The organism is Gemmatimonas aurantiaca T-27 (assembly GCF_000010305.1).
Classification (GTDB): domain Bacteria; phylum Gemmatimonadota; class Gemmatimonadetes; order Gemmatimonadales; family Gemmatimonadaceae; genus Gemmatimonas; species Gemmatimonas aurantiaca.
Genome location: NC_012489.1, coordinates 2178142 through 2191403 on the forward strand (window position 1 = coordinate 2178142; position 13262 = coordinate 2191403).

Sequence of the window (13262 nt, forward strand, 5' to 3'; positions counted from 1 at the left end):
AGTGTACCCGCGGTGGACCCGGTGTGGACCCGGTGCGGACCCGCAGTAGACCGGAACCTATCCCCGAATTCCCAGGGCATGAGCGGCGTACCAGACCGTATAGGCCAGCAGTCCGGCCAGCGCCGCGTCGCCGCCGTTCCGGGTCGCCCGTCCTTCCCCGTCCACGAACTGCGCCGCGAGGCCGTTGTCGAGCGCCGCGCGCCGCAACCAGCCAATGACGTCCTGCGCCTCGGGACCGAGCAGCCGGGCAAGCTGCGGAACGAGGGGCGCCTCCGTCCCCTCCGACTTGCCGACTGACCGTACGGTGCGGCGATACAGCGAGTCTTCGCGGTCGATGGCTTCATACAGCGGGAGCCAGAGCAACGAGCCGACGGGGTCGTCTTCGAGGGAGGCGCCACCGGCCAGATCGACCGCGGTGGCCAGTCGGGCCTTTTCCGCGCGATCGACGGCAAAATGTCGCCGAATGGCGCCCCGTACCGCTTCCGGATCTTCCACGGCGGCGGCGGCCTCTTCGTCCAGCGTGCGGCGGAAGACATCGAGTGCCATGGCCACGGCCGCGTTGCCGTGCAGCGTGAAAGGGTACGCGGCGGGTGCTCCCGATGGGGTCACCTCGGTGCTGAACAGCGGCACCCGCTCGTCACGTCGGGCAATGATGTCGTCCGAAGCCAGGTACAGGGTATCGGCGACCACGGGATCTTCGACGATCTGATCGTCTTCCGTGTCGCGAATATACCGATCGGTCGCAATCGCAAACGCGGCGGGGCCTTCGAGCGTGAACCCGGGCTGGAAGAGCGTGCCGTCGAAATAGTGCACCCCCTGTCCCGGCGCATACCCGTGCAATTCACAGGCGCGCACCAGCAGTTCACGGGCAAGCCCCGTGTCGGCCAGTTGCACGGCGGGAAGCGTCCACATGAGAGCCTCCCAGTCCCGGACCGTGCATCCCATCGCGTGCCAGGGGGTGCGTGAGCGCACGAGATAATAGTGCGCGTCGTCGAGACCACGTCCCACCGAATAGAAATAGGCGAACAACAGGTTGCGATTGATCAGACGATCAAGCCCGTCGTTCCCCGTGGTCTGTTCCAGCGACGTGAGTGCGGTGCGTGTGGCCGAAAGCAGCGTACGCCATCCACGACGGCGCAGCACGGCCACGGTGGCCTGCGCGCCGTCACGTTCCGGTCCGACGGCCAAGTAGAACGCGACCTGCGCCGCGCCCGCCGGTGCCACCGTGAACTCCCGGCGCATGCTGAAATGTCGTGGCGCCGCGGACGCCCCTTCGTCGGCTTCGATGTGCACCGGGCCATCCGCGCCCAGCGCGATCGCGACGAGTCCCGGAATGGCAGAGCCCTCGAGCAGGATCGTGTCGTCGCCGCCGCGGCTGACGACATGGGCATCATCGAACGGGCGTGGTGTGCGTACGCGTTGTTGACGATGGCCCAGGCTCCCTTCGAGAGACAGCTCGACGGTGACCGCCTGTGTGCCGCGGTTCTCGACGGTGAAGGTGTACACCGCACCCGCGATATCGGCATCACGACCGTAGGGTGCAAAGATCGTCCCCCGGACGATCAGCGAGCCCACGGTGCAGGTGAAGGTGGGCAACCATCCCACCGCACGTTCCCAGGCGATCCCTTCGGCGGCCAAGGTGCGCACTTCGCCGTTCACCCGTAACACTGGGCGGAGGAGTGGGGTATCGCGTCCGGAGACGAAGTCCGCACTTCCCGCGACCTCAATGGCCGCACGGGCTCCGCGGTGCAGCACCCCGAGCGCATGGATGGCGCCATCGGCGGGGTGAATGCACGGAATCGTCAGCCAGTGATTGCCGGTCAGTTGCCACGGCACGGAGGGGATTTGCACGGCGCACCCGCGAGGAAGTAACAGTGAGACGGCAAGGTGATACCCTCGATGTGGCGTCGTTGACGCCCTCTCCGCCCACAGCTAATCTAGCACCGGTGCCTTGGCTTTCTCTCTCTCAGCACCCTGCCCCGCTTATGCGTGCGCCTGTGTGTACACGTAGGCGTGCACGCACAGCGATGGCGGCAATGCTTACCTGGGCCGCGCTGTGCGCGCCCTCTCGCTCATTGACGGCCCAGGCTGTCTCTGGTGTTGGCGACGACGCGCTCCAGTTGCCACGCGGTGGGATGCGCTATGTCCTGGCCGGCCTGTGGAACGACTATGACCAGGTGTTCTCGCCCAATGCCTCGGGCGGTGGTTCGAAGCGCGGCCCGCTGTTTGGTGCGCTCTCCCTGGAAAACGCTGGGGTGAACCTGCTGCCGCGACTCGCGGAGACGCAGGTGCAGCTACGTACACTGACTGGGCAGAGCAGCTATCTGATGTCGCTCGGGCGGCTGGAGGCGGCTGGAGAAGTCCGGCAGAGCATTGCCCCCCTGGGTATCGAGTATGGCGTAACGCGGCGGGTGTCACTCCGCGTGTTGGTGCCGTACGCCGAGTCGCGCGATGTGACGCAGTTGCTGCTCAATCGCGTGGGCAGCGGGGCCAACGTGGGACTGAATCCGACCTATCAGAGTGGATCAGCGGGAGCCGACAACGCCAGGGTGGTGAACAATCTCAATCAGGCTCGTTCGGAACTGAGTGCGGAGATCACGCGCTGCGGCAATGCCATGGCCACCGGATGTGATGCCATCCGCGCGAACCCGGCGGAGGCACAGGCACTGGTGACGCGCACGCAGACCGTGGGCTCGGCCGTGACGGCGGTGTACGGTACGGCGGCGAATTCGGGTTCCCGGTTCATCCCGATCAGTGGATCGGGCGCTCAGACCAGCGTCGCACAAACCATCGGCACGCTCCGCACCGACTTCGCGCGTTACGGCATCACGTCGATTCCCGAGCAGTCCGCGCCCGCCGCGGCAACGACAGTGCTGGGGCCGGGCGGTATTCCGCTGCTCGCCAGCGACAGCAGCTACGGGGTTGGCTACCAACGGCTGGGCAACACCCGCCGCGCGGGTGTCGGAGATATCGACCTCACGGCGTCTGTGCTGCTGTACGACACGTTTGGCGCTGATCAGGTCAAACGCCTGACGACGGCCACTCGTGGCGTGCGGTCACAGCTCACCGGCGGCTGGCGCTTTGGCACCGCTGGTGCGGATCGCACCGAAGACGCGTTCGATGTCCCCATCGGTGAAGGTGCCAATGCTGTGTTGCTGCGCAGCACCACCGATCTGGTGTGGTCCCGCACGATGTGGCTCAGTGCGACCATTCGCGCCGCCAAGCCACTGGGTGACCGTATCGCCGTCGTCCTGCCCTATCGCACGACGGCGGATTTCCTGTCCGCACCGGTCACAGTGGACGACGCCGCGCGATCGTTGGGTATGCGCACCGACATCGAACTCGCACCGCGATTTTCGTTTGGCGATTTCTTCGGCGTGTCCGGTGCGTACATCATGCGTCGCTGGGGCGAAGACAAGTATGATGCGGAGAATCTCAATTCGAGCGTTCCGCTCATGTCCGAGATGACCGTGCCGTCGCGCACGATGCAGGCTGCCGCTGTTGGTGTCACGTTCTCCACGCTGGCCAGCTACGCGCGCCGTCGCTCGCGGTTTGCCGCCGAAGTGATGTACACACACACCGTGCCGATCTCGGCGTCCGGTGGTGTGGTGCCCGCCGTGGTGAGCGACCGATTGGAGCTGCGCGTTTACACCGGTTTTCCGCGGCGCTGAGCTCCATTGGGTGACGCAGCGGTTTTTGGTGCTTTGGAGCCGGCCTTTCTGGTCGGCTCTTCTGTTTTCTGGAGTTCCTGATCACCACGCGCCAGCAGTTCTCGTGCATGCGCGCGGCTGACCTCACGATCGGCATCACCGCCCAGCATGCGCGCGATCTCCATCACACGCGCGTCGCCGGTGGCGACATGGGTGTCCGCAGTGGTCACCGTGCCCACCGCTCCCTTTTGCACTACCACATGGTGCTGCGCGCGGGCAGCGATCTGCGCCAGATGAGAGATGGCGAGCACCTGATGATGTGCCGCCACGCGGCTCATCAGGGCTCCGACCTGCCAGGCGACCGCACCACCCACACCGGCATCGACTTCATCGAATACCAGCGTGGGTACCTGCTGGAGGCGTGCCAGCACGGTGCTCAACGCGAGCATCACCCGCGACAACTCGCCGCCTGACGCAATACGTCCGAGCGGGCGCACTTCCATGCCGGCATTGAGCGTGGCGGCAAACTGTACACTCTCGCCACCCTGCGGTCCGATGGCATCGAGCGGCGTGCATTGCACGTCCATTTTGCCATCGATCATGCCGAGTTCAGGGAACAGCGCCGATACGGCCGTGGCCAGTGTTCCGGCACCGGCGCGTCGCATGGCCGTCAGGTGATGTGCGGCCTCGTTCAACGCGAGTTCGGCGTTGCCAAGTTCTGTGTGCAACGCGGACAGCTCCGCCTCGTGCCCATCGATCAGCGCCAGTTCTTGCGCCGCTTCGTCGGCGGTGCGATGCACATCGGCGAGTGTGGGGCCATGTTTACGCAACACACCGAGCAAGGCATCACGTCGGCGCTCCAGCGTGCGCAGGCGAGAAGGGTCCGCTTCCAGCCCTTCTGCGTAGGTTTCCAGTTCGCGCGCAAGTTCTTCGAGTGCGTCGACGGCACCTTCGAAGCCCGCCGAGAGGCGCTCGAGTTCCGGGTCGATGCGGGTGAGGCTGCCCAGGGTACGCCGCACCGCAGTGAGCCGAGTCAGCGCTGCACGCTCGTCACCGGAAATCGCGGCTGCGGCCTGTGCGGTGAGCGCCTGCAGTTCTTCGGCATGAGACAGGCGTCGAATCTCCGCATCCAGTGATTCATCTTCACCGGGCTGCGGATCCACGTCGGAGATCTCCTGCAGAAGAAAGCGCAGGTAGTCGGCGCGGCGGATGGCCTGCTGGTGTCGGGTGGTGAGTTCGTGTTGCCGCACGCGCAATCGCATGAGTGCTTCATGGGCCGTCGCCACGTCCCGTCGTACGGCACCGGCCTGTACGTACGCATCGAGCAGATCGCGCTGGTGATCGGCGTCGACCAAGGCGCGTGATTCATGTTGCCCATGCACGCTCACCAACTGAGAGCCGATCTCCGACAGCGCGCCCGCTGTCACCGGTGAGCCATTGATCCACGCACGTGAGCGCCCGTTGGCACCCACTTCACGCTTGAGCACGAGCGTGTGTTCGTCCCCGACGTCGATGCCGCGCTCGTCGAGCAGCATGAACAGTGGGTGCGATGGTGGCAGCTCGAACACGCCTTCCACTGTGGCCCGGTCTGCGCCGGTACGAATGCGATCGCTCGTGGCCCGCTCGCCGAGCAGCATACCCAGCGCGCCGATGATCAGCGACTTGCCGGCGCCGGTTTCACCGGTGAGCACGTTGAGGCCTGCGGCAAGCGGCAATACCACCGTGTCGATGACCGCCACGTTCCGAATGCGCAGTTCAACGAGCATGAATAGGGAACGAAGTGAACGTGCCGGACCATCGTGAGCGACGAGGCGCGGAAGGCGGCGCCAGGCGATGGCACCGATGTGCCGTCACGTCGCTTCGCCGTCCCGACCGGAGAGACCACCCCATCCGAGCTTGTGCCGGAGCCTGGTGAAAAACGTGGCCCCCGGAAGCCGCACGATATGCACCGGTTCCGGTGCACGACGCACGATCAGGGTCTCACCACCCGTGAAGGTAGTACCAACCTGCCCGTCCACCGTTACCAGAAGTTCTTCCGGCCCATCATCTGCACGCACCGTGACTTCCACATCGGCCGGCAGCACCAGGGGGCGCATGGCCAGCGTGTGCGGTGACACGGGGGTGAGCACGATACTCTCGAACGTCGGCATCACGATGGGTCCGCCGGCCGACAGCGAATAGCCCGTGGAGCCCGTGGGAGTGCTGATGATGAGGCCATCGGCCGAGTACGAGCCGATGTGTTCTCCGTCCACCAACACCGAGAACTTCACCAGACGCGCGAACCCGCCTTTGTGCATGACGACGTCATTGAGCGCACGCCAGCGGCAGCGTTCGGAACGATCACCGTCGATGGCGCACGACTCCAGCACCATGCGCGGCTCGGACACAAAATCGCCGCGTGCGAGGCGCTGCACGCCGTCTTCCATTTCGTCGGCGCTACAGCTCGTGAGAAACCCCAACCGGCCGAAGTTCACACCGAGAATGGGAATCTTGCGGCCGTTCACGAGCCGGGCGCCACGCAACAAGGTCCCGTCGCCGCCCAGTGTGATCATGGCGTCGATGGGGGTGTCCTGCGTGAGCCGTTCGCCTTCCTCGGCCATATCCCACAGCTCTTCCTCGAAGGCGAGCGTGAAATTCAGCGCCGGCGCACTGTCGAGCAACGTGTTCAGCACCGCCGGCAATCCGACGTAGCCTCGATGACCGACGACGCCGACGCGCATCAGTCGGCCATCGCCTCGGAGGCGTGCAGCGCACGCACACGGGCCGCGATACCCGGTGCATCGAGCCCGAGCGAGGCGAGCTGCTTCTTGCGCGGCGCTGCGTACACGATCTGATCGGGCACACCATGCACCGCAGTGCGCACCGCCGGCGCGAGACGATGGATGATCGCGCTCATGTACGCCCCAAAGCCGTTCACCACCGTGCCTTCTTCCACCATGAGGACGTGCCCATGGTTGCTGAGAATGGCATTGAGCGTCACCGCATCGTATGGCTTGAGATAGCGGCAGTTCACCACCGTCACGTCGAGCCCTTCGGCGGCGAGATCATCTGCCGCCTTGAGCGCGGTATCGACCATCGTGCCCACGGCCAGTATGGCCACCTCGCGGCCGCGACGCAGCACTTCCCACGTGCCGTACGGCGTGGCCGGAATCTCGGACATGGCCGGTGGCACATCGGGCGACGCATCGCGTGGATAGCGCAGGCAGAACGGCCCGTCGAGGTGCTCCACACCCGCTCGCAGCAGTCCGAGCATCTCGGTGCCGTTGCGCGGTGCGGTCACGGTCATGTTGGGCACGGAGAGCATGTAGGCGATGTCGTACAAACCCATGTGCGTCTCACCATCTTCGCCCACCAATCCTGCACGGTCCATCGCAAACACGACCGGCAACTTCTGAAGCGCGGCATCGTGAATGATGTTGTCGTACCCGCGCTGCAGGAACGTGGAGTAGATCGTCACCACGGGGCGCACACCGCGCGTGGCCAAGCCGGAGGCGAACGTCACGCCATGGCCTTCGGCGATGCCCACGTCGAAGAACCGATTGGGATACGCCTTGCCAAACGCCGTGGTGCCCGTGCCGCCCGGCATCGCGGCCGTGATCACCGCCAAGTCCTGACGCTCCGCACCCAGCTCCGTGAGGCCCTTTCCATACACCGCGGTGTAGGCCGGATTGCCCGCCGAGACATTGAGCTGCTTGCCGGTGGCCGGGTCATGGCCCGGTGGAAGGGCGTGCCACTTCTCACCGTGTTCGCCGGCCGGAAAGCCACGTCCCTTCTGCGTGATGACATGCACGAGACGCGGGGTGTTCATGTCGCGCACGGCGTTGAAGGTCTCCACCAGCGCGTCGATATCGTGCCCGTCGATGGGACCGAAATAACGGAAGCCCAACTCCTCGAACAACACACCGGGCGTGAGGAACGACTTCACGCTTTCTTCCCACTTCCGCACCAGCGTGCTCACACCGGTGAACGGTGCCGGGGCGTTGTCCACCAATTCGCCGATGCGCGAACGCAGGCGGTTGTACAGCGGATTGCGCTGGATGCTCGTGAGATACTTGTGCATCGCGCCCACGTTCGGCGCGATCGACATCTCGTTGTCGTTCAACACGACGATGATGTCCCGATCCGAATGACCGGCGTTGTTCAGTCCTTCGTACGCGAGGCCCGATCCCAGTGATCCGTCACCGATGATCGCGACGGCTTTGAACGCCTCACCCAGCACATCACGTCCGGCGGCCATGCCGAGGGCCGCCGAGATGGCCGTGGCAGCGTGACCGGCGCCAAAGGTGTCGTACTCACTTTCGGTGCGCTTGAGGAAACCGGAGAGCCCGTCTTCCTGCCGCAGCGTTTCCATCCGGCTGTTGCGGCCGGTGAGCAGCTTGTGCGGGTACGCCTGATGGCCGACATCCCACACCAATTGATCGGTGGGGGTATCGAACACGGCGTGCAACGCGATCGTCAGCTCGACCACGCCAAGTCCGGCGCCGATGTGCCCACCGGTACGGGAGCAGACGTCGATCAGCCGGTCGCGGACGTCCTGCGCGAGCGTGCGGAGCTCGTCGCGCGAAAGGGCGCGGACGTCGGCGGGTGAGTTGATGGATTCGAGAATCGACATGGATGCGGACGGTGCGTGGTGAAGTGCACAGGTACACGATCACCAGGTATGACTACGTGGAGTCGTCGATCGCCGTTACGACCGGCGCTCCACGATGAAACGGGCAAGCTGTTCCAGCGGCGGTGTGAGCAAGCCTTCCGCCTGAAGCGCGGCACAGCCGTCCTCGACCAACGCCACGGCTCGCTGGATAGCGCCCTCTACCCCAAGAAGCGCCGGATAGGTGCTCTTCTGGAGATCGAGGTCGCGGCCGGCGGTCTTCCCGAGCTCGTCGGTGGTGGCCGTGACGTCAAGAACGTCATCTGCAATTTGAAACGCGAGCCCGATTGATGCACCATAGCGATCGAGCGCGTGACGGCGCGCCTCGGGTGCCAGGGCCGCACGGGCCCCCAGGGTGACACTGGCGCGGATCAGCGCACCGGTCTTGAGGCGATGGACCCGCTCCAGGGACTCCAGGCTGAGCGGGGCACCTTCGGCTTCGAGGTCGAGGAGCTGGCCCCCGATCATCCCGCCACCGCCCGACGCCTCCATGAGCTCCCGCACGATGTCACCGGCGACCACGTCCGACAGTCCCAGGGCTTTGGAGGCGTGCCACGCCGACCGGGCCGCCAGCGGGACCATGGCCAGTCCGGCCGCCGTTGCCACACCAACGCCATGCACCTTGTGCACCGTCGGGCGACCGCGCCGCATGTCATCGTCGTCCATGCACGGCAGGTCGTCGTGCACCAGGGAGTAGGCATGCACCACTTCGATGGACGCCGCGAGGTCGGCCGCATCGCCCGTGCCACCGCAGGCCCGGTACGCTTCGATGAGCAGGATGGCTCGCAAGCGCTTGCCTTCACCCAGCAGCGCGTAGCGCACGGCTTCCGCCGTGGCGGGCGCGAGGGCACTCAGCCAGCGACGACACACGCCGTCGAGCGCGTGCTGAATGGCCGCGCGTTCCGCGCTGAAGGAAACCGTGGAAGCAGGACCTCCGCTGCCCGCAGCAGCGAGTTCATTCACCGAAATCTTCTACGGAAAAGGACCCGTCCGCCGCTTCCACGAGTTGTTGCACTTGAGCGTCCACCGCCTGCAGCGCCGAACCGGCGGAGCGCAGGTGACCGATCCCCTCTTCGAAAAGTCGCAAGGCCTGTTCGAGCGGCATGTCCTGTCGCTCCAGGTCACGCACGATCTCCTCGAGACGATTCAACGACTGCTCAAAGGTCATCTCCGAGGTCACGCCAACTCCCTGTTCGTACGTTCCATCCGCTCATCGGGCAGCGCTTTGCTGGCCCCGGCCGTGGCTTCCACGATGCCATCCTGCAGCCACAGCTCGAAACTGGCGCCCGGGGCAAACTGCGCCCGCCTACTCAAGGTAGCGCCATCGGGCCCACGTGCCACGCCAAAGCCACGGGCCAGGGTGGCCAGGGGAGACAGCGCCTCCAACTGCCCGGCCAGCGTTTCGATACGTCCTCGGCGACGATCCACCAGCCGGGTGGCCGTCAGGGCCAGGCGTTTGCGGACCTGTACCAGCGATGCCACGGCGCGGTCCTGACGGCGTACCGCCGCCGATGCGAGGCGATTGCCCAGCGCATCGACCCGCGCCGCCAACTCGCGCCGCGACGGCACAGCAATTTCGGCGGCGGCAGACGGTGTGGCCGCACGCACATCGGCGACCAGATCGCAGAGGGAGATATCGACTTCGTGACCCACCGCTGAGATCGTCGGCACCGGACACGCGGCGAGCGCCCGGGCCAACCGCTCGTCGTTGAAGGCCCACAGATCTTCGCGTGAGCCACCGCCGCGGCCGATGATCACCAGATCGGCGCCGCCCCACCGGCCCACGCGTTCCAGTGCGTCGATGAGCGAATCGGCGGCGCCTTCGCCTTGGACCTTGGCCGGCACCACGACCAATTCCACGTCCGCACTGCGGGCACGGCTCACCGTGATGACGTCGCGCAGTGCGGCGCCATCAGGGCTGGTGATCACGGCAATGCGCCGCGGAAAGGCCGGCAAGCGCCGCTTCCGCTCGGCCGTCAGGAGACCATCGCGCTCGAGTCGCAGACGCGACTGCTCCAGCGCCTTGCGCCACAGCCCATCACCTTCCGCTTCCAACTGTCGCACGGAGAACTGCAGATCACCGCGCACGGGCCAGACGGTCATCTGTCCCAGCGCCAGCACCTGCATGCCCTCATCCGGCTGCGCGGGAATGCGACGGGTAGCCGAACTCCAGATGACACAATTCACCTGAGCGTTCGCATCACGCAGCGAGAAGTACCAATGCCCGTTCCGATGCGCCTTGAAGTTCGTGACTTCACCACGCACCCACAGCGGCGGGAAGGCACCCTCGATGAGATCCTTGGCCGCACTCGTCAGGTCGTGCACACTGATCGCGGCATCCGGCTCACTCCCCGGCGCGGCGGCCACGCGGCCACCATCGCCAAAGGACTCCGAGCCGGCGCCGCTGGTGCGACGGGAGGCCATGCGTCAGCCCAGCGTACGTTCGGCAGCGCGAACCGTATTGCGCAGCAGCATCGCAATGGTCATCGGACCCACACCACCCGGTACCGGCGTGATCTTGGACGCCACCTCGACCGCGCTCGCGAAGTGCACATCGCCACACAACCGACTGCCCTTGGCCTTCGTGGCATCGGGCACGCTGTTCATGCCCACATCGATGACCACGGCGCCAGGCTTGATCATGTCACCGGTGATCATTTCGGCGCGACCGATTGCGGCAATGAGGATGTCGGCGCGACGGGTATGCGCCGCGAGGTCTTTCGTGCGGCTATGGCACACGGTCACGGTGGCATCACCACCGGCGCGCCCCTGCACGAGCAGCGCGGCCATCGGTTTGCCGACGATGTTGCTGCGACCGATGATCACCGCTTCCGCGCCACGGGTATCGACACCGCTGCGCACCAGCAACTCGATCACACCCGCGGGTGTGCACGATACGAAGCCATCGGTATGACCAATCAGCAGCTTCCCGACGTTCTCCGGGTGAAAGCCGTCGACATCCTTGTCGGGACGGATATGCCGGATGACCGTATCGGGGTCGATGTGCTTGGGCAGCGGCATCTGCACCAGGATGCCATGCACGGCCGGATCGCCATTGAGGCGCTCCACCAACGCCAGCAACTCCTGCTGTGACGTGCTGGCCGGCAGGCGGATGGTGCCACCCTTCATGCCGGCTTCCACCGACGCTTTTTCCTTGGCGCCGACATACGTGGCGCTGGCCGCGTCGTCGCCCACCAGCACCACGGCGAGTCCGGGTACCACACCGCGCGCGGTCAGTGCAGCCACATCGCGGGCGATCTCGCCACGAATCGTCGCGGCGATGGCCTTTCCATCGATCAGTTCAGCGCGCAAAGTCCACCGCTCGGCTTTCTCGGATGACCACGACCTTGATCTGGCCGGGATACTGCAACTCGGATTCGATACGGCGCGCAATCTCTTCCGAGAGCGCCGCCATGCGCAGGTCGTCGACCTGCTCGGGGGTGACCACAACGCGCACTTCGCGGCCCGCCTGAATGGCAAACACGCGTTCCACGCCGCGATAGCTCGACGCAATGCGTTCGAGGCCTTCGAGACGCTTCACGTAGGTTTCGAATGCTTCGCGGCGCGCACCGGGACGTGAACCCGAAATGCCGTCGGCGGCCTGTACGAGCACCGAGACTTCGCTCTCGTGTGGTACATCGTCATGATGGGCGGCGATGCAGTTCACCACCAGCGGGTTTTCGCCGTACTTGGTGGCCATCTCCACGCCAAGCTGCACGTGGGTGCCCTCGTGTTCGTGCGTGAGCACCTTGCCGATGTCGTGCAACAGCGCACCACGCTTGGCGAGCGCCACGTCGAGCCCCAGCTCGGCGGCCATCATGCCGGCCAGCCAGGCCACTTCCTTGCTGTGCGCGAGGATATTCTGCCCGTAGCTGGTGCGCCACTTCATGCGGCCGATGAGCTTGATCAGCTCGGGATGCAGACCGGTGATGCCGACTTCGTACGCGGCCTGTTCACCGGTCTCCACGATGGCCACCTCCACCTCACGGCGGGCCTTGGCCACCACTTCTTCGATGCGTCCCGGATGGATGCGACCATCGCTCACCAGCTTTTCGAGTGCCAGGCGCGCCGTCTCACGACGCACCGGATCGAAGCAGGACACCACCACCGTATCCGGCGTATCGTCGATGATGACATCGACACCGGTGGCCAGTTCGAAGGCGCGAATGTTGCGCCCCTCTCGGCCGATGATACGGCCCTTCATCTCATCGTTCGGCAGCGCCACGGCCGACACTGTCGTTTCGGCGGTGGTTTCGGCGGCGACACGCTGCACGGCGAGCGCCACGATTTTCCGGGCTTCACGGTCTGCATTGCGCTTGGCCGATTCCCGAATCTCTCGCAACCGGCTGGCGGCATCGGCCAGCGCTTCGTCTTCGAGGCGCCGAACCAGTTCGGCCTTGGCCTGATCGGCACTCAGCCCGGCGATCTGTTCGAGACGGCGACGTTCGTCGGCAAAGAGGGTGTCGAGTTCCAGTGAACGCGCCGTGGCGGCGTCCTCCCGCTGGGTCAGCTCCTTGCCGCGCCGCTGCACCTCGAGCTCCCGTCCCTCGAGGCCTTCACGCACCCGATCCACCTGCGATTCGCGCTCCAGAATGCGCTTTTCTTCGCGCTCCACGTCGACCCGACGCTGACGGAACTCCTGCTCGTGCGTCTCCCGGAGCTGCAGCACCTCTTCCTTGCCGGAGACGATGGCACCCTTGCGAAGGGTGTCGGCTTCACGACGCGCCTCGTCGAGGATGCGTCCGGCCGTGTCTTCAGCGGTCGCCTTGGCACGCTGCTGTTCGCCGATCTCGGCCTGGCGGCCCGAGCGACGCCCAAACACAAAGGCGATCACGGCCGCGACCATACCCAGCGCGCCAGTCAGCGCGGCCAGGGAAAGTTCTCCCATGGGGATCTATGCTCCAACCACGCACGGGGCGCGGATCCAAAATCGTGGACAGACAGATCTATCGAAACGCCAGGAG

The 13262-nt window shown here is 65.6% G+C and carries 10 protein-coding genes; 1 reads left to right on the forward strand and 9 read right to left on the reverse strand.

Going from position 1 to position 13262, the window contains the following annotated elements; genetic code table 11:
• Positions 1 to 57 precede the first annotated feature (57 nt).
• On the reverse strand, positions 58 to 1851 hold the full coding sequence (locus GAU_RS09560; RefSeq protein WP_012683351.1) for a hypothetical protein: 1794 nt from the start codon (positions 1849 to 1851) through the stop codon (positions 58 to 60).
• A gap of 176 nt (positions 1852 to 2027) precedes the next feature.
• On the opposite strand from GAU_RS09560, the gene GAU_RS09565 reads away from it, so the two are divergent.
• The gene (locus GAU_RS09565; protein ID WP_169307649.1) at positions 2028 to 3671 is read left to right on the forward strand and encodes a hypothetical protein; all 1644 of its coding nucleotides are present in this window, start codon (positions 2028 to 2030) and stop codon (positions 3669 to 3671) included.
• Here GAU_RS09565 and recN read toward each other — a convergent pair.
• From recN to rny, 8 genes are all read right to left on the reverse strand, one after another.
• Entirely contained in the window at positions 3647 to 5416 is a 1770-nt protein-coding gene (gene recN / locus GAU_RS09570) for a DNA repair protein RecN (protein ID WP_012683353.1), read from the reverse strand. The genes GAU_RS09565 and recN overlap by 25 nt on opposite strands.
• Before the next feature lie 84 nt (positions 5417 to 5500).
• A complete protein-coding gene (locus GAU_RS09575; protein ID WP_012683354.1) occupies positions 5501 to 6370 on the reverse strand; it encodes an NAD(+)/NADH kinase in 870 nt (289 codons plus the stop codon).
• Positions 6370 to 8262, reverse strand: coding sequence for a 1-deoxy-D-xylulose-5-phosphate synthase (gene dxs, locus GAU_RS09580; protein ID WP_012683355.1), 1893 nt, complete (start codon positions 8260 to 8262; stop codon positions 6370 to 6372). Before dxs ends, GAU_RS09575 begins: the two co-directional genes overlap by 1 nt.
• A gap of 75 nt (positions 8263 to 8337) precedes the next feature.
• Positions 8338 to 9261, reverse strand: a complete 924-nt coding sequence (locus tag GAU_RS09585) for a polyprenyl synthetase family protein (protein ID WP_012683356.1) — start codon at positions 9259 to 9261, stop codon at positions 8338 to 8340.
• A complete protein-coding gene (gene xseB, locus GAU_RS09590; RefSeq protein ID WP_156798975.1) occupies positions 9254 to 9478 on the reverse strand; it encodes an exodeoxyribonuclease VII small subunit in 225 nt (74 codons plus the stop codon). The genes GAU_RS09585 and xseB overlap by 8 nt, the downstream gene beginning before the upstream one ends.
• Positions 9475 to 10722 (reverse strand): exodeoxyribonuclease VII large subunit, encoded by a 1248-nt coding sequence (gene xseA, locus GAU_RS09595; RefSeq protein WP_052574340.1) that lies wholly within the window; start codon positions 10720 to 10722, stop codon positions 9475 to 9477. The genes xseB and xseA overlap by 4 nt, the downstream gene beginning before the upstream one ends.
• Before the next feature lie 3 nt (positions 10723 to 10725).
• Positions 10726 to 11610, reverse strand: a complete 885-nt coding sequence (gene folD, locus GAU_RS09600) for a bifunctional methylenetetrahydrofolate dehydrogenase/methenyltetrahydrofolate cyclohydrolase FolD (protein ID WP_012683359.1) — start codon at positions 11608 to 11610, stop codon at positions 10726 to 10728.
• A complete protein-coding gene (gene rny, locus GAU_RS09605) occupies positions 11600 to 13186 on the reverse strand; it encodes a ribonuclease Y (protein ID WP_012683360.1) in 1587 nt (528 codons plus the stop codon). The genes folD and rny overlap by 11 nt, the downstream gene beginning before the upstream one ends.
• Positions 13187 to 13262: the final 76 nt, after the last annotated feature.

What these genes read in the sequence shown, in the direction of transcription:
- GAU_RS09575 (WP_012683354.1), bottom strand. Translation starts at nt 6,370, where the DNA reads ATGCGCGTCGGCGTCGTCGGTCATCGAGGCTACGTCGGATTGCCGGCG.
- GAU_RS09565 (WP_169307649.1), top strand. Translation starts at nt 2,028, where the DNA reads ATGGCGGCAATGCTTACCTGGGCCGCGCTGTGCGCGCCCTCTCGCTCA.
- xseA (WP_052574340.1), bottom strand. Translation starts at nt 10,722, where the DNA reads ATGGCCTCCCGTCGCACCAGCGGCGCCGGCTCGGAGTCCTTTGGCGAT.
- recN (WP_012683353.1), bottom strand. Translation starts at nt 5,416, where the DNA reads ATGCTCGTTGAACTGCGCATTCGGAACGTGGCGGTCATCGACACGGTG.
- rny (WP_012683360.1), bottom strand. Translation starts at nt 13,186, where the DNA reads ATGGGAGAACTTTCCCTGGCCGCGCTGACTGGCGCGCTGGGTATGGTC.
- dxs (WP_012683355.1), bottom strand. Translation starts at nt 8,262, where the DNA reads ATGTCGATTCTCGAATCCATCAACTCACCCGCCGACGTCCGCGCCCTT.